The organism is Bradyrhizobium sp. IC3195, from assembly GCF_020193585.1.
GTDB lineage: Bacteria > Pseudomonadota > Alphaproteobacteria > Rhizobiales > Xanthobacteraceae > Bradyrhizobium > Bradyrhizobium yuanmingense.
Genome location: NZ_JADYVG010000013.1, coordinates 150,281 through 171,190, shown reverse-complemented (window position 1 = coordinate 171,190; position 20,910 = coordinate 150,281). Strand labels below are relative to the sequence as shown.

The window sequence follows — 20,910 nt, the reverse complement described above, 5'->3', positions numbered from 1 at the left end:
CGGGTCAAGACCGCGGATGACGTGCCGTAAATGCAGCACGCACAACGGATCATCCCCATGACCAAACCCAAAGTTCTCATTTCCGACGCGCTCTCGCCCGCTGCCGTGCAGATCTTCAGGGATCGCGGCGTCGAGGTCGACTTCCAGCCCAATCTCGGCAAGGACAAGGACAAGCTGGCCGAGATCATCGGCAATTACGATGGCCTTGCGATCCGCTCCGCGACCAAGGCGACCGCCAAGATCCTCGAGAAGGCGGCCAGGCTGAAGGTGATCGGCCGCGCCGGCATCGGCGTCGACAATGTCGAGATCCCGGCCGCGACGGCCAAGGGCATCATCGTGATGAACACGCCGTTCGGCAATTCGATCACGACCGCCGAGCACGCCATCACCCTGATGCTGGCGCTCGCCCGCGAGATCCCGCAGGCCGATGCCTCGACGCAGGCCGGCAAGTGGGAGAAGAACCGCTTCATGGGCGTGGAGATCACCGGCAAGGTGCTGGGCGTCGTCGGCTGCGGCAATATCGGCTCGATCGTCGCCGACCGCGCGCTCGGCCTGCGCATGAAGGTGATCGCGTTCGACCCGTTCCTGTCGCCGGAGCGCGCCAAGGACATCGGCGTCGAGAAGGTCGATCTCGACGATCTGCTCAGGCGCGCCGACTTCATCACGCTGCACACGCCGCTGACCGAGAAGACCAAGAACATCATCGACGCGGCCGCGATCGCCAAGATGAAGAAGGGCGTGCGCCTGATCAATTGCGCCCGCGGCGGTCTCGTCGACGAGCAGGCGGTGGTCGATGCGCTCAACGCCAAGCACATTGCCGGCGCCGCCTTCGACGTCTTCGTCGAGGAGCCCGCGACCAAGAGCGTGCTGTTCGGCCATCCCAACGTGATCTGCACGCCGCATCTCGGCGCCTCCACCACCGAGGCGCAAGAGAACGTCGCGCTGCAGGTCGCCGAGCAGATGTCGGATTACCTGCTCACCGGCGCGATCTCGAACGCGGTCAACTTCCCCTCGATCACGGCGGAAGAAGCGCCGAAGCTGAAGCCGTTCATCGCGCTCGCCGAGAAGCTCGGCTCGTTCGCCGGCCAGCTCACCGAGAGCGGCATCCTCAAGGTCGAGATCACCTATGAGGGCCACGTCGCCGAGATGAAGATCAAGGCGATCACCTCCGCGGTGCTGTCGGGCCTGCTGCGGCCGATGCTGGGCGAGGTCAACGTGGTGTCAGCGCCGGTCGTCGCCAAGGAGCGCGGCATGGTGGTGGACGAGATCGTCCGCGCCGCCCAGAGCGACTATGAGAGCCTGATCACCGTCACGGTCACCACCGAGCGGCAGGAGCGGTCGGTCTCGGGCACCGTCTATGCAGACGGCAAGCCGCGCCTCGTCGACATCAAGGGCATCCGCGTCGACGCCGAGTTCGGCAAGTCGATGATCTACGTCACCAACGAGGACAAGCCGGGCTTCATCGGCAAGTTCGCGGGGCTTCTGGGCGACGCCAAGATCAACATCGCGACCTTCCATCTCGGCCGGGTCGCTCCGGGCAGCGATGCCATTGCGCTGGTCGAGGTCGACGGTGTGGTGCCGGCCGACGTGCTCGCCAAGGTGCAGGCCCTGCCGCAGGTCAAGCAGGCCAAGGCGCTGACGTTCTGAGCGGCTCCCACCGGCGTCATGGCCGGGCATAGCTGTCCGAAGGACGGCGTCGCTTCCGCTGGCCTATGACCCGGCCATCCACGTCTTGCCGCTCGGCGCGAAGAACGTGGATGCCCGGCCCTTCGCCGCGCCGAAGCGGCTTCGGCCGCGCAGGCGGGACAAGCCCGGGCATGACGTGTGGATAGAGCGGGCGCGCACGCCTCGGAATGACGATCATCATATCATATATTCCGACACGCGGAACAACGCCGTCTCCATCGCCGGAGGCGGCGTTTTCATTTTCCCCACCCCCAATCTTTGTGTACCAATGGCGTCAGGACGCTCCGTTCCAAATCGTTCGACAAGGGAGAAAACAATGCGTGAAGCCGTCATCGTTTCCTATGCGCGCACGGGCCTGGCGAAATCCGGCCGCGGCGGGTTCAACATCACGCCGCCGATGTCGCTCGCGGCCCACGCCATTCATCACGCGGTGGACCGCGCCGGCGTCGAGAAGGACTATGTCGAGGACTGCTATCTCGGCAATTGCGCCCATGGCGCGCCGAACATCGGCCGCCAGGCCGCGCTGCTCGCGGGGCTGCCGAAGACCACCGCCGGCGTGTCGGTGAACCGCTTCTGCTCGTCGGGCCTGCAGACCATCGCGATGGCCGCGAACTCGATCCGCTCCGACGGCGCCGATTGCATCGTCGCCGGCGGCGTCGAGAGCATCTCGATTCCCGGCGGCGGTACGCCGAAGGAATCGGTCGATCCGGAACTGCTCAAGGTCGCCCCCGACATCTTCATGGCGATGATCGACACCGCCGACATCGTCGCCGAGCGCTACAAGCTCAGCCGTGAATATCAGGACGAGTTCTCGCTGGAATCGCAGCGCCGCATGGCCGCGGCCCAGCAGGCGAACAAGTTCAAGGACGAGATCGTCCCGATGAAGACCAAGATGAAGGTCGTCGACAAGCAGACCAAGGCCGAGTCGATCGTGGACTACACCGTCGATCGCGACGAATGCAATCGCCCCGAAACGACGATGGAAGGATTGGCAAAACTCGAGCCGGTGAAGGGCCCCGGCAAGTTCGTCACCGCCGGCAATGCCAGCCAGCTCTCCGACGGCGCCGCCGCGGTGGTGCTGATGGAAGCCAAGGACGCCGAGAAGCGCGGCCTCAAGCCGCTCGGCCGCTTCGTCGCCTGGGCAACCGCCGGCTGCGAGCCGGACGAGATGGGCATCGGCCCGGTGTTCGCGATTCCGAAGCTCCTCAAGCGCACCGGCCTCAAGATCGACGACATCGATCTGTGGGAGCTCAACGAGGCCTTCGCCAGCCAGTGCCTGTATTGCCGCGACCAGCTCGGCATTGATCCCGCCAAGTACAACGTCAACGGCGGCTCGATCGCGATCGGCCATCCCTTCGGCATGACCGGCGCGCGTCTCACCGGCCATCTGCTGCAGGAAGGCGCCCGCCGCAAGGCCAAGTGGGGCGTGGTGACGATGTGCATCGGCGGCGGCCAGGGCGGGGCCGGCCTGTTCGAGATCTATCACTGAGCTCAAGCTCTCGCAGACAAGGAAGCACGGCGCGATCGAAGCGCCGTGTTTCTTTTTTGGAACTGTGCCTGTGCACGTCACCGTGCACAGCGGCGAGTATTGTAGCGAAATACACGTATTAATACGTGCCCGCAAATTAACGGAAGCTTTCCCCGATTATCGCTTCATCAACCGCATCGCTCACCACCAGCTTGGTTCACGATGCGGCTCCCTTCCCTGCGACTCACTCACAAGATCACCGCGATCGGCGTCATTGGCGTCATCGGCGTCGTCCTGATCGGCGGCATTCACCTCTACGGCGAGCGGAGGATGGGCGTCTATCGCGACGCGGCCGAGGATGCGCGCACCGTGTTCGAGCTGAACAACAGGATCGCGGTCGAGCTGCTCGAGGCGCGCCGCGCCGAGAAGGATTTTCTGCTGCGCAGCGATCCGGCCAGGGCGCAGCGACAGGTCGAGATCGGCCGGCAGGTGGCGCTCGACATCGAGACGCTCCGCGGCAAGATCGCAGCGCTCGGCCAGCCCGAGCTGGCGCAGAAGATCGACGCGATGAATGCGTCGCTGAAGACCTATCAGGCCCGCTTCGCCGCGGTGGTCGAGGAACGGCAGCGGCTCGGCCTCGACGAGAAGTCCGGGCTCGAAGGCCGCCTGCGCGCTTCCGTCCACGGCATCGAAAGCCAGGTCGACCAGTTCCAGAATTCCGAGCTCAAGGTGATCATGCTGATGATGCGCCGGCATGAGAAGGATTTCATGCTGCGTCGGAACGCCAGATATGGCGAGGAGATGAAGAAGCGCGCGTCCGAATTTGCCGCCGGCCTCGACGCGGCAGCCATTGCCGACGGCGCCAAGGCCGAGCTGCGCCAGAAGCTCGCCGATTATCAGCGCGACTTCTCCGCCTGGATGGAGACCGCGCTGAAGCTGGCGGCTGAATCGAAGGCGATGTCCGAGGCCTTCGCGTCGGTCGAGCCCGTGATTGAGCAGGTCTCGACATCGGTCGACCGCATCCGCGCCGATGCCGACCGTCTCAACGAGGCCGAGCGCACCAGCATCCAGTTCTGGATTGCGGTCGCGATCGCGCTGATTGCGACGGGCGTGCTCGGCCTCGGCATCTTCATCGGACGTTCGGTCTCGAGGCCTTTGACCGCGATGCGCGCGGCGATGATCGAGCTCGCCAACGGCAATTTCGCCATCGTTCTTCCCGGCCTCGGCCGGCCCGACGAGATCGGCGAGATCGCGCAAGCCGTCGAGACGTTCAAGATCAACGCCGAGCGGAAGGCGCAGGAGGAGGCCGAAGAGAAGATCAGGCAGGACAAGCTCGCCGCCGAGCGCCGCCGCGCGGACATGATCAGGATGGCCGACGATTTCGAAGGCGCGATCGGCGAGATCGTCGAGACCGTGTCGTCGGCGGCCAATGAGCTCGAGGCGTCGGCGACGTCGCTGACCACGACCGCCAGCCGCTCGACCGAGCTTGCCACGCTAGTCGAGGCGGCGTCCGAGGAAGCGGCGACCAACGTGCAGTCGGTGGCGTCCGCCGCCGAGGAGCTGACCGCCTCCGTGAACGAGATCAGCCGCCAGGTGCAGGCCTCCGCGCGCATGGCGGGCGAGGCCGTCACCCAGGCCGGGCAGACCAATGACCGCGTCAGCGAATTGTCCAAGGCGGCCGCGCGCATCGGCGACGTGGTCGAGCTCATCAACGCCATCGCCGGCCAGACCAATCTCTTGGCGCTGAACGCCACCATCGAGGCCGCGCGTGCGGGCGAAGCCGGACGCGGCTTTGCCGTGGTGGCCTCGGAAGTGAAGGCGCTGGCCGAGCAGACCGCGAAGGCGACCGGCGACATCGGTCAGCAGATCTCGAGCATCCAGGTCGCGACGCAAGATTCCGTCGGTTCGATCAAGGCCATCGGCGGCACCATCGAGCGTCTGTCCGAAATCTCCTCCACCATCGCGGCCGCGGTGGAAGAGCAGGGCGCCGCGACCAGCGAGATCTCGCGCAACGTCCAAAGCGCCGCCGCCGGCACCACGCAGGTCAGCGCCAACATCTCCAGCGTGCGCCAGGGCGCGACCGAGACGGGATCCGCCTCCTCGCAGGTGCTGTCCGCGGCGCAATCGCTGTCGAACGACAGCAGCCGGCTGAAGATCGAGGTGAGCAGGTTCCTGGAGACGGTGCGGGCGGCGTGAGCCCCCGCCGTCGTTCCGGGGCGTCGCGAAGCGACGATCCCGGAATCCATTGCACCACCATTGATGCGGATCGATGGATTCCGGGCTCGCGCCAAGAGGCGCGCCCCGGAATGACGGCTTGAGCGTGCCGCGCCCTACGCCCCCGCCAGCGCTGGCGCGAGCACCACCTCGATCAGCGTGCCGTGGCCGGCGCTCTTGATGTTGAACCGGGCGCGGTTGGCTTCGACCAGCGCTTTGGTCAGCGACAGGCTCAGCGCCGAGCTGTCGGCGGCATCGCCCGGCGGCGGCGTGCGGAACGGCTCCATCGCGGCGGCGACTTCGCGCTCGGAAAGGCCATGGCCGGTGTCGCGGATGCGCAGCGCAATCTCGCCGCGATCGGTCAGCGCGGTCGAGACGATGACCTGGCCGCCGGCGCTGGCGAGCCGGATCGAGTTCGAGATCAGGTTCATGGTGATCTGCCGCATCGCGCGCGCGTCGACGCTCACCTGCGGCAGCGCATGGGCGAGCGAGGTGCGGATGATGATGCGCTCGCGGTTGGCCTGCGGCTGCATCACCGTCACGCAGGCCTCGACCAAATCGTTCAGGTTCAAATTCGCGAAATTCAGGTCGAGCTTGCCGGTCTCGATCCGCGACAGCTCCAGGAGGTCGTCGATGATGGCGATGACACGCTCGCCGGAAGCGCGGATGTCCTTCATGTATTCGCCGTAGCGCTCGTTGCCGAGCGCGCCGAAGCGCTCGGAGATCATCACCTCGGCAAAGCCGATGATGGCGTTGAGCGGCGTGCGGATCTCGTGGCTGATCCGCGCCAGCATGTCGGCCTTGGCGTTGGCCGCGCCGTCGACGAGGCGGCGGGCCTTCGTCAATTCGCTCTCGCCCTTCTTGGCGTGCGAGAGATCGCGGAACACGGCGAAGAAGTTCGGCCCGTCGGGGCGGGTGCGGCCCATGATCATCGCGAGCGGAATGACGCCGCCCTTCTTCTCGCGGCCCAGCACCTCGCGGCCGTGATCGAGCAGGCTGGAGATGTCCTGGCTCTTCAGGCTTTCCAGATAATCCGCGACGATCTGCTGGCTCTCGGGGGCGAACAGCGTCAGCAAATTCTGCTGCAGCAGCGCCTCGCCGTCATAGCCGAACAGCGCCTCCGCGCTGCGGTTACAGGCGTGGATGTTGCCTTCGGCGTCGAACATGACGATGCCCTCGGCCGTGGTGTCGAGGATGGCGGCGAGATCCTCGGCATCGGCATCGCCGGCCGCGGGCTCCGCGTCCGCGGCGTCAGGCTCTGCGGCCACCACGGTCTCTGCGACGGCAGCCGCCGCGATCGGCGCCGCCTGCGGCAGCGCGCAGATCAGCGCATGCGCGCTGTCGCCGTCCCAGTCGATGGTGTGCAGATGCGCTTCCGTCGCGGCCGGCGGCGCTTCGCCATTCGGCGCCGTCGCGCTGATCGTGACGGGCGTGCCGCCTTGCGTGGTGCTGCTGGCCGCCGACACACCCGGCTCGACATAGAGCGCATCCAGCCCGCCGGCATGCTCCAGCGCGTTCAGGCCGTCATAGCCCATGCGCGCGAGGAAGGCGGGATTGGCGTAGAGGAGGCGGTCGAGCCGGTAGATCAGGATGCCCGTCGGCAACAGGTCGAGCAGCGTGCGGTCGCGCGCGCTCATCCCGCGCGGCGGCGGTGCGGGCTCGGTCAGCCATTCGGCGGCGGCCTGCGGCGGCTCCGGCTCCGGTGCTTCGGCGCTGATCTCCGCCACTGGTCCGGCCGCGTCGGTCGTGATGGTCTCGCGCTCGCGTTCGAGCCGCTCGGACAATTGCCGCGCGAGCTCGTTGAACGCGCTGTTCTCGACCGGCGTCAGCGTCGGCGGCCGCGTATCGCCGGCGACGCGGAACGGCACGACATTGGGAGGCGTTTCCACGGGCGTGTCCAGTTCGGTTGGGTGTGAAGGCTCGCTTGTGGGCTCTGGCAGGTCGGGTTCGGCTTGCGGTTCAGGCTCGGCTTGCGGCTCAGGCTCGGATGGCGCGATCGGCGGTGCCTCTGCTTCGCCCTCCGCCTCAGCTTCCGCCGCCGCTTCAGGCTCGGGCTCCGCATCGGACGCGACGGCCTCAGTGGAGCGATCCTGTGCCGGCGGCTCGACCAGCAGCTCGAAGCGCCTGAGCGCCTCGAGCCGGTTGAGCGCGTCGAGATCGCGGCAGACGCCGAAGCCGCGGAAGCCGGCGAATTCACGGTTGCGGTCGTAGACCGGCAGGCCCGCGAGCTCGACCGGAATGTGCTCGCCGCCGTCGACCGGCCAGTTCACTGTGATGCCGGCCCAGGTATCCTTGCTTTCGAGCGCCTTCGCCACGCGCCCCTCGGGATCGAGCGAGAATTCCTCGGCGATCTCGCGCCAGGGGCGGCCGAAGCCGGCGGCCGTATGCGTGCCCATCAGGCGGATGAATTCATCGGAGCCGAGCACAAAGCGGCCCTCTTCATCCATCTGCCAGAGGAAGCGCAGCGGATGCTGACGCGGTGCGGGCGGCTCTTGGTGGCTAGCAGAGTCCTGGCCCGAAGTCGGCTCGACCATGCCCGCATTGATCGGCGCGGGCTGCGGCGACACAATGGCTTGCGGCTGGTTTTCAACCGGAATTTTGGCCGCCGCGGGGACGACCGGCTCCGGCGTCGGCGCAATCGTCTCGGCGGGCGGTTCGGCCGGCTCAGTGAATGCGTCGAACAGCGCAATCGCAGACGGTGCCTCGTCTGGCGCAGGCTGTGCGTCCTCCGGCACCGCGGCCGGAGGCTGCGCGGGCGTGACGTCGGGCGCGGCCTCGTGCGCCGCCGTGGAGGCGGCCGGCTCGATCAGCGCGACCAGGCCGATATCGGCGCCGCTGCCGACCCGCTGCAGCACCATCTGGCCGATGCCGATCGGCGCCGCGGCGCGGCCGGTTGCCAGCGCATCGCTGCGGGCGCGGTCGAGCCCGGCCTCGAGCAGATCGCGGAAGCCGAGCAGGGGGCGCGCGGCCTCGCTCGCGCCGACGAACAGCCCGTCGGGCGCGAACGCCGCCATCGGCACCTTCGCGCCGGCCACCAGCCGATGCAGCCGCTCGACCAGCGGCATGGTGCGCAGCGTCGGGTCCATCGCGATGACCAGCACGGCATGGCCGCCATCGGCAAAGTCGAGCCGCGCGCAAGCACAGGTCATCAGCGCCCCTAACCGGGCGCCGAAGCCGCGCAGCCGCTGCAGCCGCATTGCGCCGTTCGCAGGCAGCTGGGGGGCGAGCCTGACGATTTGGCGGCGATGGCTGTCGGCGGGGCCGAACACCTTGTCCGCAAGGCCGGCGCTGTTGGCCGCGCCGAACAGCTTTGCGCCGACCGGATTGGCCCACAGCACGCGCGCGCCGTCGGTCGACCACAGCCAGACCGGCAGGGCAGAGGTCGCATGCACGGCCAGCCGCGGATCGCCCACCCCTCGCAACTGGAAATCCGAACGCGTCATCAGGCCGGCTGCATCTCACGCTTCACGAGTGGCGGCTGCCGGGAATGACAGCCTTAAGAAAGGGTTAGTATCGCCCGGAAGGCGCGACCAGGTCCACGGCCCAAAGCCCGCGAGGATCCCCAAGCGGCGATAACCTTAATCCCGTCAACCCCGCAAGCCGAGCCGACGTTGCATCCAAGGGATTCAAGGGGTGGGCGCTTGCGAAGAGACGCACCCGCGCGGCATCTCAGGTGCCGATCCTCCCCTGGAGGGTCCGGGACGAGCGAAGCTCGCCCGTAGATCGGTTCGCACGCAGCGAAGCGGAGAGCGAACCGAGGTGGGGTGACAGTCTCTCCCCACAGGCGGTCCCCGAGCGGAGAGATCACCCCACCCCGGCTCGCATCGCTGACGCGTTGCGAGCCGACCCTCCCCATCCAGGGGAGGGTAAGAGCGCGTGTGTTGCCGGGCGCATCCCACTACCTCAACCCCCGGTTCCCCCATACCGGAACCTCATCCTCCCCGAGATTAAATTTCGCATCGCACCCCTCTGCCGCGTTGCGATGCACAATGTTGACATGATAGGCAGCCATAATTCTGGCGCTGGGCGAGCCATCTCATTGTTTCGCGTTTCCAGTCTTCGTACCCGCTCAATGCGCAGGGCCCATGGTCGGGGCCGGCGGGCGCGCCAGAAAGGCTCACTCCATTTTTTCAATTAGCGTGAGGGACCAACATGACAGGTGCGACTGATCCGTTTTCTGCCTCGATCATCCCGTTCGAGGTTCCCGAGCAGGTGCGTGCGTTCGCCGAGAAGGGCGCGGCGCAGGCCCGCGAGAACTACGCCAAGTTCAAGGACGCCGCCGAGACCCACAACGGCACCGTCGAGGCCGTGTTCACCTGCGCTTCCAAGGGCGCGAGCGAGTACACCGCCAAGCTGGTCGAGTTCATGAAGGCCAATTCGAGCGCCCAGCTCGACTTCGCCCAGCAGCTGTTCGGCGCCAAGTCACCGACTGAAGCGATGGAGCTGTGGACCGGCCACGCCCGCAAGCAGCTCGAGACCTACCAGGCCCAGGCCAAGGAGCTGGTCGAGCTCACCCAGCGCGTCGCCAACGAGACCGCCGAGCCGATCAAAGCCAGCGCCTCGAAGTACTATCCGTCCGCCGCCTGAGCGGAGCGGTTCGGTGTGAGATGCGAAACCCGGGCCCGAAAGGCCCGGGTTTTTTCTTCGCCTCTCCCGCTTCCCCATGCGGAATCCAAGAATGGTCGTCATGCCCGGGCTTGTCCCGCCTGCGCGGCCGAAGCGCTTCGGCGCGGCGAAGGCCCGGGCATCCACGTTCTTGGTGCCGCGGCCAAAGACGTGGATGGCCGGGACAAGCCCGGCCATGACGATGTGGGACCTAGAACGCCCCAATCGTCGGGGTCATATGCGAGGTCTCCCCACCGCGCCCGATTTCCCCGCACCGACGATGATTTCACCCGGTTTTTCACCCCATTGCGGCCTTGCCAAACCGGGCCGTTGCACCTAGTTTCCGCCCCGTCCAGCCCCCTCAGGCATCGAGCCATTTCAGGCAGCCCAAGGCGGCTCGCAAGGATGCAGTTGTAGCTCAGTTGGTTAGAGCGCCTGTCTGTGGAACAGGAGGTCGGTGGTTCGAGCCCACCCAACTGTACCAGCGGGATCAACCAATTAGCATCGGTCGCTATTTGTTCGACCGTTTGAGTGGCGCGCTCCCTACGGCCGCTGCTTAAAGACATCGGCGAGCGTCTCGACGGGATCCTAAGGCAAAGCCACTCCCGGCGATCTCCAGATCGTCAAGAACTGACGGACTGCGTCTCGAAATCGCCGAACGACGCGGCGTGGCAGCGAGTGGAAACAATAAGTTTGCGGCGGAGCCAAACTTGCCGCGCTCTTTCGATGCTTTCCCGAGTTGCGCTTCGCACTTCTTAGGAACGCCAGTTTTCCGGCGTCAACTCGAGACGCAAACCTCAGGCTCAGCGCTAGCGCGCCACCACCCACACCACCGGTAACGTCACCGCCGCCAGCAGCGTGCCCAGCGCCACTGCGCCCGACACCGGGTTCACCATCCGCTGATACTGCACGGCGCAAATGTACGCATTGCGCCGGTCGGCATCGCCGCGAACAGCACGATGACGCCGGCGATCGGCGGCAGGTCGAGCAGTCTTGCAAACAGGAATGCAGAGGCCGGCATTGCCGCAAGCTCGAGCGCGCGCATCACCAAAATGCTCTGCCGCTCGCTCTTCACCTCGCGCGAAACAAACAGATGCCGAGATTGATCAGCGCCGTCGGCGAGCCCGAATGCGCAAAGGATGTGATGATTGTTCGGAAGACTGCCGAGATTGCAGGTCGTGCATCAGGTAAGCCAGTCGATCTTACTCTTTGGGGCGCGCCTCAAACTCTTTTCGACGAAAGCGAGGACGGGTGTAAACTGTTTCACAGCAGCCGGCTGGCTGCGACCTTAAGATCGTTCTGCACTTCTACGTTCTTGTGCGGCTCGTCCGTACAAGATGTCGCTCTCTGTTGAAACAACGAGGAGCATGAAGATGAAGACGTTTCTTGCAACGAAATCTCCATTCCTGATCATCGCCACTCTTGCAGTTTGCATCGGCACTGCGCGTGCCGATGTCATCATGGACTGGAATGCGAAAGCAGATGCGATTGCCGCTGAAAAGAAGGTGCTGCCTGTGCCACAGGCCCGCACGATGTCGATGCTTCACGTTGCCATGTTCGAGGCCGTGAACGCGATCGACAGGCGATACACGCCATACAAGCTGGATCTCGTGGCAGACCGCTCCACGTCCAAGGAAGCCGCAGCGTCGACTGCGGCTTACAACATTCTTCTGACGATCTATCCGGACCAAAAAGGTGCCCTCGATGCGGCATTGATTGCATCGCTTTCCGGCATTCCGGACACGGAGGGAAAGGCGAAGGGAATCGAGCTTGGAAAGGTCGCCGCTTCCGGCGTGATGGCGTTGCGCAGGGATGACGGCAGTGATGTCCAGGAGACTTATCGTCCCTATACAGCCCCGGGAGCCTATGTGCCGACCGTGGTGCCGATCGGCACCACGGCTGGAATAATGTCCCCTTGGGTCATGACATCGGTCTCACAATTCCGTCCAGCGCCACCTCCGGCGCTTGATTCCGAGACCTGGACCAGAGACGTCAACGAAATTCGGGAGCTCGGCGCTCGCAACAGCACCACCCGAACGGCAGAGCAGACCGCGATCGGACGAGTCTGGTTTCTGGTCGGGCCTCCCAGCTTCAATCCAATCGTCCGGCAGGTCGCCTTGGCCAAGCACATGGACGTCGTTGACTGCTCGCGCCTCTTCGCCCTCACCGAGATCGCTGCGAACGACGCAATCGTTGCCGTCCTTGATGCGAAGTATCATTACAACTTCTGGCGGCCTGTAACGGCCATACGCAACGCGGACATCACGCACAACCCGATGACGCCACGCGAAGCGTCTTGGTTGCCGCTGGGTGAAACGCCGATGCATCCCGAATACCCCTGCGCCCACTGCATCGTATCGGCGGCGGTGTCCACGGTTCTCCGGTCCATCGCGGGCGACGAGGTCGGAGAGCTAACGATGACCAGCCCCACTGCGCCAGGGGTGACTCGCAAATGGACCAAGCTCCAGGATTACAGCGATGAGGTCGCAAATGCCCGCATCTATGCCGGTTTCCATTACCGTTTCTCGACGGAGGTCGGAAAGGACATGGGCCGTAAGATCGGTGACTTGACTGTCGGGACACAGCTTCGCGGGCTGGAAGCGCGAGCTGAACCGAAGCAGTAAGCCGACGTGCAGGGACACTGCGAACCACACAGAGGTCGAGAAGCGCTCGACATCGAGGCATTCAGGCTTGAGATGGCAGAACAAGTCGACGTTCAAACATGGTGGGCACTGGCCGCCAGTGCTCTGCCCACTCATATGGCGGCTTGCTGCCCGCTCTGAAGCAAATCGAACCTCATCGTCCTTCAGGAGATCACCGCTTTGACCTGCGCCGTATCCGCAAACTCGATCAGCTCGACGATCTTGCCATCCTGAAATCTGAACAGGTCCAAAAGCTCGGTGCTGAACGTCTTTCCAGTTGGATGGTAGCGGACGTCAACGCGGGAATGGACCGCGACGCGGTCACCGTCGACCAGCTCGGCAAGGATTTTGCGATTTTCGAAGCCGAAGTCCTCGATCAATTGACCGAAAGCCCCTCGCAGGGCTGGGTGACCCTGCACGCTTCCTGCCAGTTCGAGCGTGCTCTTGTCGCCCTGCAAAGTGAATGCGCCCTCGGGATGAAAGGTCGTCACCAAGCCCTCAACGTCATCGTCGCCGCGTGCGGCGTAGGCGTGCCGGATCGTTGCGAGCATGTCTTCGCGCTGTGCCATGTTACCCTCCCTACGACGTATCAGGGCACACTAGCGACCTTTGCGTGTAAACGCAAAACTATCGCGGGTGGTGCGAGGGCTCCAGCGCGCCGAAGCAGGATCGTTCGTTTTCGTTCCCCGATACTGCAAGAAAACGGCGGCGAGCACCGGCGAACCTTTTCACGACCCCAGGTGTTTGTAGCTGCGGCAGGACTGACAACGCTGAGGGATCTGAGCTATGAACGGTATCATCTATATCATCGGGCTGATCGTCGTGATTGCTGCGGTGCTCTCGTTCTTCGGCCTGCGCTAATGATGGATTGGGCGCAGCTAGGCCGTGAGGCGTCGCCGGCAAAGCCTTCGACGCCTCACCTCGCCACCACCCACACCATCACCGGCAGCGTCGTCGCCGCCAGCAGCGTGCCCAGCGCCACTGCGCCCAACGCCGGGTTCACCAGCCGCTGATACTGCACGGCGAAGATGTACGCGTTCGCACCGGGCGGCATCGCCGCGAACAGCACGATGGCGCCGGCGGCGATCGGCGGCAGGCCCGGCAGCCTGGCCAGCATGAACGGATATTTTGGTGACAGTGCACCAACCCCCGATTCCGTAGGGGCGTCCCATTGACCACTGGTGACGACCAATTTTCTGCTGTCACCGTAACTTCCTCACGTCTGGGGCAACGTCCCGAGATCAGCCAACATCGACAACCTTTGGAGCCTGAGAAAATGATCTCAGCCGAATACTGCCGTCTTATGGCCCGCTACAATACTTGGCAGAACGCCTCTTTGGTAACGGCCGCCGACGGGCTGACCCACGAGGATCGCTGGCAAGACCGAGGGGCGTTCTTCCGGTCGATTGCAGCTACATTGAATCATCTCTATTGGGCTGATGCCCTGATACTGGAGCGGCTGAAAGGGAATGCGCGTCCAGAGGAAACCATCAAGCACTCCCTCACAAATCCTTCGGATTGGGAGGCCTTCAAGGCGCTCCGCTTGCAACGGAACGAGGAAATCGAAGCGTGGTCAGCGCGATTGCGCGACGCGGATCTGAGCGGGATGCTTGTTTGGTATCCTGGGGACGGTTCAACTCGGATCGAGAAGCCAAAGACGCTCGTTGCTGTTCAACTCTTCAATCACCAAACCCACCATCGAGGTCAGGTCCACGCGATGTTGACGGCAGCGGGTGCAGAACCGGAGCCGACTGACATTCATCATCTGGCCTAGCACGAGGACGCTTCAATCCAGCCGCATTCCGCGTCAGGAGATCATCGCCTTGATCTGCGCCGTATCCGCAAACTCGATCAACTCGGCGATCTTGCCATCCTGAAATGTGAACAGGTCCACGATCTCGGTGCTGACCGCTTTGCCGGTCGGGTGGTAGCGCACGGTGACGCGGGAGTGGACGGCGACGCGATCGCCGTCGACCAGCTCGGCGAGGATCTCGCGGCCTTCGAAGCCGAAGCCTTCGGTGAATTGATGGAAAGCTTCGCGCAGGGTCGGGTGGCCTTGCATGCGTCCTGTCAATTCGAGCGCACTCTTGTCGCCCATCAGGGTGAATGCGCCCTCGGGATGAAAGGCCGTCACCAGGCTATCGGTGTCGCCGCCGTCGCGCGCGGCGTAGCCGGCCCTGATCAATGCGAGCATGTCTTCGCGGTTTGCCATGTAGCCCCTCCCTGCAATATGTATCGGAGCAGCCTAGCGACCTTTGCGTGCAAAGGCAAAATGATCAGACATGCTGCGATTGCTCAGCCCGGTACGACCCAGATCGCCAGCTGGCGGCACAGCGGCACCGGCCGAGTGCACGCCTCGCCCTTCGAGACGCCCGCTTCGCGGTCTCCTCAGGGTGAGGCTAAGCGGCAGTGGTGCCCGCGAACTGCTGCCACGCGCTTCGCCCTCATCCTGAGGGCCCGCGAAGCGGGCGTCTCGAAGGATGCGCCGCAGGGGGACAAACGCCCCTACGACCCCAGCTCGATGATCCTCCGCGCCATCCGCACATTGGCATAGTCGATCATCTTGCCGTCCAGCGTCACCGCGCCCTGGCCTTGCGCCTCGGCTTGCTCCATCGCCTCGACCACCCGCCGCGCCTGAGCCAGCTCCTCGGCCGACGGCGTGAACGCGCGCAGCGTCGGGTCGATCTGGTCGGGATGGATCACCTGCTTGCCGTCAAAGCCCATCGCCGCGGCCTTTTGCGCGCTGGCCTCGGTCAGCCCAGCATCGCGGAACGCGCCGCAGGGGCCGTCGATGGCGCGCAGGCCGCAGGCGCGGGCGGCGACCAGCAGGCGCATCATCGGATAGGCGAACAGGTCGAGCGGCGCTGAGGCGTAGCCGCTTTGCGCAGAGCCGACGTGACGGTAGCCATCCGGCGAGATGCCGATGTCGGAGGTGCGGGCGCCGAGCGAGGCTGCGAGGTCGCCGACGCCGAGATGCAGCGCGGCCACGCTGTCGTGGCAAGCGGCGAGCGCGTCGACATTGACGAGGCCGAGCGCGGTCTCGATCAGCAGCTCGAGCGTAACAGGCGCGGCGCGCCCCAGTGCGGCTGCGCGGAAACGATCGGCGATGGCGACGATGTCGCTCACCCGCTCCGCTTTTGGCACGATCAAAGCATCGAGCCGGGGCAGGGCCGCCAGTGCGCGGATCTCCTCCGCGATGAACGGGCTGTCGACCGCATTGAGCCTGACCGCGACGTGCTTGTGGCCCCAGTCCAGCGAGGACAGCGCGCGGGCGGCTTCCGTCAGCGCAACGCCCTTCTCGGCGGGCGGCACGGCGTCTTCGAGATCCATGAACACCGCGTCCGCCGATGATGCCGCCGCCTTGGCGACGACACGGGCGCGATGCGCGGGAACGGCGAGATAAGCCCGCGTCGGGCGCTGCGAAGCCATTCTCACGTTCCCTCAACGAGGCCGAGTTCGCCGAGGATCTTCTGGTTGTGCTCGCCGACATCAGGCACCGGATCCATCCGCGGCGTCACGCCGGGAATGGTGAGCGCGGGCAGGAAGCTCATCACCGGCCCGCACGGCGATCCCACGCGTCTCACCCGCGCGCGGGCGTGCAGCTGCTCATGAGCTAAGAAAGCCTCGACCGAGTTCAGGTGCGCGTTGGCAATCGCGGCTTCGTCCAGCAGCCGCAGCACCTCCTCGCTGGTCATCGATGCAAAGCGCTGCTCGATATGCGATTGCAGCTCGTCACGGTTCTGCATGCGCAGCGGATTGGTGCGGAAGCGCGGGTCGTCGGCGAAGTCGCCATCATCAAGCACGATGCGGCACAGCGAGCGCCATTCCCGATCGTTCTGGATGCCGAAAAAGATCGTGTTGCCGTCGCCGACGCGGAACGGGCCGTAAGGCGCGATCGTCGCATGCTTGGCGCCGGTGCGCGGCAGCGGCCGGCCGGTATTCTGCGTGTAGAACGCGGGATAGCTCATCCAGTCCGTGATGGAGTCGAACAGCGAGGCCTGGAACGCCGTGCCCTTGCCGGTGCGCTCGCGGGCGTACAGCGCCATCAGCACCCCGTTCAGGATGTACATGCCGGTGGCGATATCGACGACGGAAAGCCCGACCTTGGCCGGCTCCGCCTCGGTGCCGTTGATGGCGAGCACGCCGGCCTCGCACTGCACCAGGAGATCATAGGCCTTCTTGTCGCTGTAGGGGCCATCAGTGCCATAGCCGGAGACGTCGCAGGCGATCAGGCGCGGGTACTTGCGCAGTAGCGATGCGGCATCGAGGCCGAGCCGCTCCGCCGCGCCGGGCGCGAGGTTCTGGATGAACACATCGGTGCGCGGCAGCAGGGCGTCGAGCACCTTGCGGCCCTCGGGACTCTTGATGTCGATGGCAAGGCTCTCCTTGGAGCGGTTGGTCCAGACGAACTGGCTCGACATGCCGTTCATGACGTGATCGTAGTCACGGCAGAAATCGCCGCTGCCCGGCCGCTCGATCTTGATCACCCGCGCGCCCCAATCCGCCAGGTGCCGGCTCGCCAGCGGCGCCGCGATCGCCTGCTCCAGCGAAACCACCGTCACACCCGACAGCGGCAGCTCCGCTTCATTCCCTGTCATGTGATTGTCCTCCTCGTGTGCGCTTTTCGACCAGCGCAGGAGACAGGCCGGCCACCCCACGCGCATCTTTTTGAGGGTGACATGATGCCCCTGTTTTGCCCGACAAGTCAAATTTGGCTTCGAAAATTCCTAAAATTTGGCGACGTGAGTGTTTGCAATGACTTGGCTACTGTGCATGGGGTTGTTTTCGCGCTTTTGGTTTGGGGGCTCAGACTCTCGCCGCCCACCGCTGTCATCCCCCGCGCAGGCGGGGGATCCAGTACACCGCGGCCTATCGAGGAACTTCGGACGTCTCTGGAATACTGGATCCCCGCCTTCGCGGGGATGACAGCGGTGGAGATGGCGGCCCGACCCGCCCCTGTTGCCGAGAGCGCACACGTGCCGGCTTTCGCACTTGCCCTCGGTTGCCAACGAACCGCCGTTCACCCACTATTCGCGCTGACTCGTGATGTGGGGGGATCGATGCCGGCGTTTCGCTTCAAGTCCTTTGCAAAGCCCTTGGCCGTTGCAAGCCTCGCGCTTGCCCTGGCCATCCTGGCGCTGCCGCGCGCCGGCTTCGCCTACACCCAGGAGGAGCAGCAGGCCTGCACGCCGGACGCGATGCGGCTGTGCGGCGAGTTCGTCCCGAACGTCGATGCCATCACCGCCTGCATGATCAAGAAGAAGGCGCAGCTCTCGCCGCAATGCGCGGTGTTCTTCCGCCGCGGACCGGCGCCGCGCGAGCAGCGCGCCGGCAAGCCGACCCAGATCGCGCCCAAGGCTGCGAAGAAGACCGCCAAGCCGGCGCCGAAGAAGAAATCCAGCCAAGGCTGAGCGCCCAGCGACCAAGGCTGAGTGCCCAGCGACCAAGGCTGAGCGCCCGGCAGCGCGTTCCGGTTTGAAACTCCGCCGAAGGCGCGCAATCGCGCGCTTTCCTCGTTCCGGCCCTGACATCGGCTTCGCGGGCAGCCAGCGGACTCGTTTTGTTCGCACGACGCCGAAAGGCTTGCATCGATTGACGGGCGTGCGCCCCTGAAAAGAAAGCGCGCGGCAGGTTTGCGCGGCAAGGTTGCAATTCCGCTTTTGTCCCGCGCATTGCTCAAAAAACGCACAGACGCGCGCCCGAGCGGCATTTCGATGCGGCCCGTGTCTCCGTCCTGCGAAGCAGTGTGACTCAAAAGCCAACACGTCTTGTTATTTCGTGGCTGTCGCGCAGCTCCCGACAAATTTTTCTTTCACGAATCAGCGCGCTGATTCATTTTCGCGGCCTGGGGTCAATCTGGAGGCGGAAGGTATGAACGTCATTGTTTTCGCATCACGTAAAGGCGGTTCGGGCAAGAGTACCCTCGCCGCGCATCTCGCCGCGCAGATCAAGGCGAGCAAGCAGGTCATGCTGGTTGACGCCGATCCGCAGGGCTCCCTGACGCTGTGGCACAAGCTCCGCGGCACCAACGAGCCCCCGATCAAGGCTGCCGTCAACTCCGTCAGCGGCATCGTCTCCGCGGCCAAGCGCGACGGTTATGAATGGGTGTTGATCGACACGCCGCCGAACCTGTCGGCCGTCGTCGACGACGCGATCAAGAACGCCACCATGGTGGTCATCCCGGCGCGTCCCGGCGTGTTCGACGTCAACGCGGTGCAGGAAACCATCCAGATGTGCCGCGCCGCGCGCAAGCCCTATGCGGTCGTGCTCAACGGTGCCCCGGCCAAGCGCGACGAAGCCGAAAGCCCGATCGTCACCATCGCCCGCGAAGCACTGGCGAAATTCCGCGCTCCGGTGTGGGGCGGCCAGATCACCAATCGTTCGGATTTGTTGATGGCGCTCAGCCACGGCGAAGGCGCGCGCGAATATCAGGCCGAGAGCCGTGCGGCTCAGGAAATCGCAAGACTGTGGGCGGCGATCGAGCGTTCGGTGAAGGCTATCCGCGGCACCGCGTCGGCCTCCGGCGCAATGCACAAGCAGGCAGCTTAATTTTCATTGATTATGTCGAACGGCGAAAAACGCGCGGAAGTCCGCGCGTTTTGCGTTTCTGATTTCGCTCACGCCACCATCAGCATGTAGAACACGATGACCGGCGACAGAGTCAGGATCACCGACCAGATGCCGACGGCCCAGAGAATGTCCTCGGTGCTGAAGCCCTGCTGTTCGGCGTCGAAATGCGACGCCATTTCATTCTGACTATTCACAAACGCCCCCGCGATTTCTTCGCTTATGGACGTCAGTGATAGCAGCGATGTTTTAAGATCCGGATCGCATCTGCCCGTGCATTTTGAACACAGGCGCTACCACGGATTAACCATCCCGCGCGCGCAGCTTCAGCCGACCAGCCAGACGCGAAACAGCAGCACCGGCATCAGGCCGAGCATCACGGCCCAGAACCCGAACGACGAGACGACGAGAATTCCCTTCAAGAGATCGGCGGGCGCGAACTGGCTCGCGGCGGTAGGCCGGGTGCGATACCCCATGGTCATTTCCCCTTCGGTAACTTTGGACAGAACGATAGGCGCAGTCACGTAAACGAGACGTGGATACGGATTGCGGCAGCTGCGAAGGCCGTTGGGGCGCGGTTAACCAAACGGGCACGCTTTCACCCTCTCCCCTTGTGGGAGAGGGTGGCTCGCCGCGGAGCGGCGAGACGGGTGAGGGGTCTGTCTCCACACAAACAGTCTTGAGCTTGGAGAAAACCCCTCATCCGGCGCTTCGCGCCACCTTCTCCCACAAGGGGAGAAGGAAGAGCAGCGTGCACGGAGAGAAAACTACGCCGCGATCGTCACCCGTCGCTCGATCTCGCGATCGATCGTTGCCGCGAGCTCGCTGCTCACTTCCACCATCGGCAGGCGCACCTCCGGGCTGTCGATCAGGCCGGATCGCCACAGCCAGTACTTCGCCGGCGCGGGGCTCGGCTCGGCGAACAACAGCCGCGTCAGCTCGGCGGCCTCGTGCCAGCGCGCCAGCGCCGCATCGTGGTTGCCGCGCTTGTGCTCGCTATAGATTGCCGCGAACGTCGCGGTCTCGACATGGGCTGAGAGCACGATGCCGCCGTCAGCGCCGTCACTGAGCGCCTCGAAATAATTGGCGTCCTCGCCGGTGAGCACGCGAAAGCCCTTCGGCCGGTCGCGCAAGAGCGCGATCGATTGCTCACGGCTCGCGCCGCAATCCTTCAGGCCGACGATGTTCTTGTGCTCGGCCAGCCGCAGCATGGTCTGGTTGGTGATGTTGACGGCGCAGCGATAGGGAATGTTGTAGAGCGCGATCGGCCACGCGGCGTGGTCGGCGAGCGTCTCGAAATGCGCCAGCAGGCCGCGCTGCGACGGCCGCACATAATAGGGACTGGCGATCAAGTAACCGTCGATCGGCCAGTCCGCGGTCTCGTCGAGGCGCTCCTGCAGACGCGAGGTGTCCGCGCCCGACAGTCCGAGGCAGATCGGCAGGTTGCGGCCGGCGGTCGCCATCTCCTCGCGCACCACGGCGACGAGACGTTCGAGCTCGGCCGCGCGCAGTGTCATGCCTTCACCAGATGTCGCGCCCAGGATGAAGCCGTCGATGCCGTGCGCGCAATAGTGCCGGGTCAGCCGCCGCAGCGACCTCTCGTCCAGCGCGCCGTCCTGGAACGGCGTCACCAGCGGCAACCACAGCCCGCGCAATTGGTCTCGTAGTCCGGTCATGTTTCCATCTCCTTCTCGGGAAAAATGCCTGAGACGGAGGGCACATGAAAAA

General features: G+C 64.8%; 18 protein-coding genes and 1 tRNA gene. 9 read left to right on the top strand and 10 right to left on the bottom strand.

Going from position 1 to position 20,910, the window contains the following annotated elements; translation table 11 throughout:
* The first annotated feature begins 57 nt into the window (after positions 1-57).
* From serA to I6F09_RS23965, 3 genes are all read left to right on the top strand, one after another.
* Entirely contained in the window at positions 58-1,647 is a 1,590-nt protein-coding gene (gene serA / locus I6F09_RS23975) for a phosphoglycerate dehydrogenase (protein WP_036030940.1), read from the top strand.
* Between the two features lie 355 nt (positions 1,648-2,002).
* On the top strand, positions 2,003-3,175 hold the full coding sequence (locus tag I6F09_RS23970; protein WP_036030944.1) for an acetyl-CoA C-acyltransferase: 1,173 nt from the start codon (positions 2,003-2,005) through the stop codon (positions 3,173-3,175).
* A 201-nt stretch (positions 3,176-3,376) separates the two neighbouring features.
* Complete coding sequence (locus I6F09_RS23965; RefSeq protein WP_225189185.1) at positions 3,377-5,350, top strand: methyl-accepting chemotaxis protein; 1,974 nt, start codon at positions 3,377-3,379, stop codon at positions 5,348-5,350.
* 134 nt (positions 5,351-5,484) lie between these two features.
* Here the strand turns inward: I6F09_RS23965 and I6F09_RS23960 are convergent, their stop codons facing one another.
* Complete coding sequence (locus tag I6F09_RS23960; RefSeq protein ID WP_225189184.1) at positions 5,485-8,811, bottom strand: PAS domain S-box protein; 3,327 nt, start codon at positions 8,809-8,811, stop codon at positions 5,485-5,487.
* A gap of 709 nt (positions 8,812-9,520) precedes the next feature.
* On the opposite strand from I6F09_RS23960, the gene I6F09_RS23955 reads away from it, so the two are divergent.
* Complete coding sequence (locus tag I6F09_RS23955; protein WP_109145285.1) at positions 9,521-9,955, top strand: phasin; 435 nt, start codon at positions 9,521-9,523, stop codon at positions 9,953-9,955.
* A gap of 425 nt (positions 9,956-10,380) precedes the next feature.
* A tRNA-His gene (locus I6F09_RS23950) sits at positions 10,381-10,457 on the top strand.
* A 405-nt stretch (positions 10,458-10,862) separates the two neighbouring features.
* Here the strand turns inward: I6F09_RS23950 and I6F09_RS23945 are convergent.
* Complete coding sequence (locus I6F09_RS23945) at positions 10,863-11,018, bottom strand: hypothetical protein (RefSeq protein ID WP_225144282.1); 156 nt, start codon at positions 11,016-11,018, stop codon at positions 10,863-10,865.
* Positions 11,019-11,346: 328 nt separating this feature from the next.
* Here I6F09_RS23945 and I6F09_RS23940 point away from each other — a divergent pair, with 328 nt between their 5' ends.
* Positions 11,347-12,597, top strand: coding sequence for a vanadium-dependent haloperoxidase (locus tag I6F09_RS23940; RefSeq protein WP_225131633.1), 1,251 nt, complete (start codon positions 11,347-11,349; stop codon positions 12,595-12,597).
* 182 nt (positions 12,598-12,779) lie between these two features.
* Here the strand turns inward: I6F09_RS23940 and I6F09_RS23935 are convergent, their stop codons facing one another.
* Positions 12,780-13,184, bottom strand: a complete 405-nt coding sequence (locus tag I6F09_RS23935; RefSeq protein WP_225189183.1) for a nuclear transport factor 2 family protein — start codon at positions 13,182-13,184, stop codon at positions 12,780-12,782.
* Positions 13,185-13,531: 347 nt separating this feature from the next.
* The gene (locus I6F09_RS23930; RefSeq protein WP_225189182.1) at positions 13,532-13,732 is read right to left on the bottom strand and encodes a hypothetical protein; all 201 of its coding nucleotides are present in this window, start codon (positions 13,730-13,732) and stop codon (positions 13,532-13,534) included.
* A 159-nt stretch (positions 13,733-13,891) separates the two neighbouring features.
* Between I6F09_RS23930 and I6F09_RS23925 the strand changes: the two genes are divergently transcribed.
* The gene (locus tag I6F09_RS23925) at positions 13,892-14,389 is read left to right on the top strand and encodes a DinB family protein (RefSeq protein WP_225189181.1); all 498 of its coding nucleotides are present in this window, start codon (positions 13,892-13,894) and stop codon (positions 14,387-14,389) included.
* 33 nt (positions 14,390-14,422) lie between these two features.
* On the opposite strand, the gene I6F09_RS23920 is transcribed toward I6F09_RS23925, so the two are convergent.
* The 3 genes from I6F09_RS23920 to I6F09_RS23910 form a co-directional block, all read right to left on the bottom strand.
* Entirely contained in the window at positions 14,423-14,827 is a 405-nt protein-coding gene (locus tag I6F09_RS23920; RefSeq protein WP_225189180.1) for a nuclear transport factor 2 family protein, read from the bottom strand.
* Positions 14,828-15,120: 293 nt separating this feature from the next.
* Positions 15,121-16,044, bottom strand: coding sequence for a CoA ester lyase (locus I6F09_RS23915; RefSeq protein ID WP_225189179.1), 924 nt, complete (start codon positions 16,042-16,044; stop codon positions 15,121-15,123).
* A gap of 2 nt (positions 16,045-16,046) precedes the next feature.
* Positions 16,047-17,213, bottom strand: coding sequence for a CaiB/BaiF CoA-transferase family protein (locus I6F09_RS23910; protein ID WP_225189178.1), 1,167 nt, complete (start codon positions 17,211-17,213; stop codon positions 16,047-16,049).
* A 462-nt stretch (positions 17,214-17,675) separates the two neighbouring features.
* Here I6F09_RS23910 and I6F09_RS23905 point away from each other — a divergent pair, with 462 nt between their 5' ends.
* Together I6F09_RS23905 and I6F09_RS23900 are read left to right on the top strand one after the other, a co-directional pair.
* A complete protein-coding gene (locus I6F09_RS23905) occupies positions 17,676-18,026 on the top strand; it encodes a hypothetical protein (protein ID WP_036009533.1) in 351 nt (116 codons plus the stop codon).
* 460 nt (positions 18,027-18,486) lie between these two features.
* Positions 18,487-19,164, top strand: coding sequence for a ParA family protein (locus I6F09_RS23900; RefSeq protein WP_025032179.1), 678 nt, complete (start codon positions 18,487-18,489; stop codon positions 19,162-19,164).
* Between the two features lie 68 nt (positions 19,165-19,232).
* On the opposite strand, the gene I6F09_RS37595 is transcribed toward I6F09_RS23900, so the two are convergent.
* The 3 genes from I6F09_RS37595 to I6F09_RS23890 form a co-directional block, all read right to left on the bottom strand.
* Entirely contained in the window at positions 19,233-19,361 is a 129-nt protein-coding gene (locus I6F09_RS37595) for a hypothetical protein (protein WP_260345777.1), read from the bottom strand.
* Positions 19,362-19,508: 147 nt separating this feature from the next.
* Positions 19,509-19,658: a hypothetical protein gene (locus I6F09_RS23895; protein ID WP_167361666.1), complete on the bottom strand. Its 150-nt coding sequence runs from the start codon at positions 19,656-19,658 to the stop codon at positions 19,509-19,511.
* A gap of 291 nt (positions 19,659-19,949) precedes the next feature.
* Positions 19,950-20,858 (bottom strand): 4-hydroxy-tetrahydrodipicolinate synthase, encoded by a 909-nt coding sequence (locus tag I6F09_RS23890; protein WP_225189177.1) that lies wholly within the window; start codon positions 20,856-20,858, stop codon positions 19,950-19,952.
* Positions 20,859-20,910: the final 52 nt, after the last annotated feature.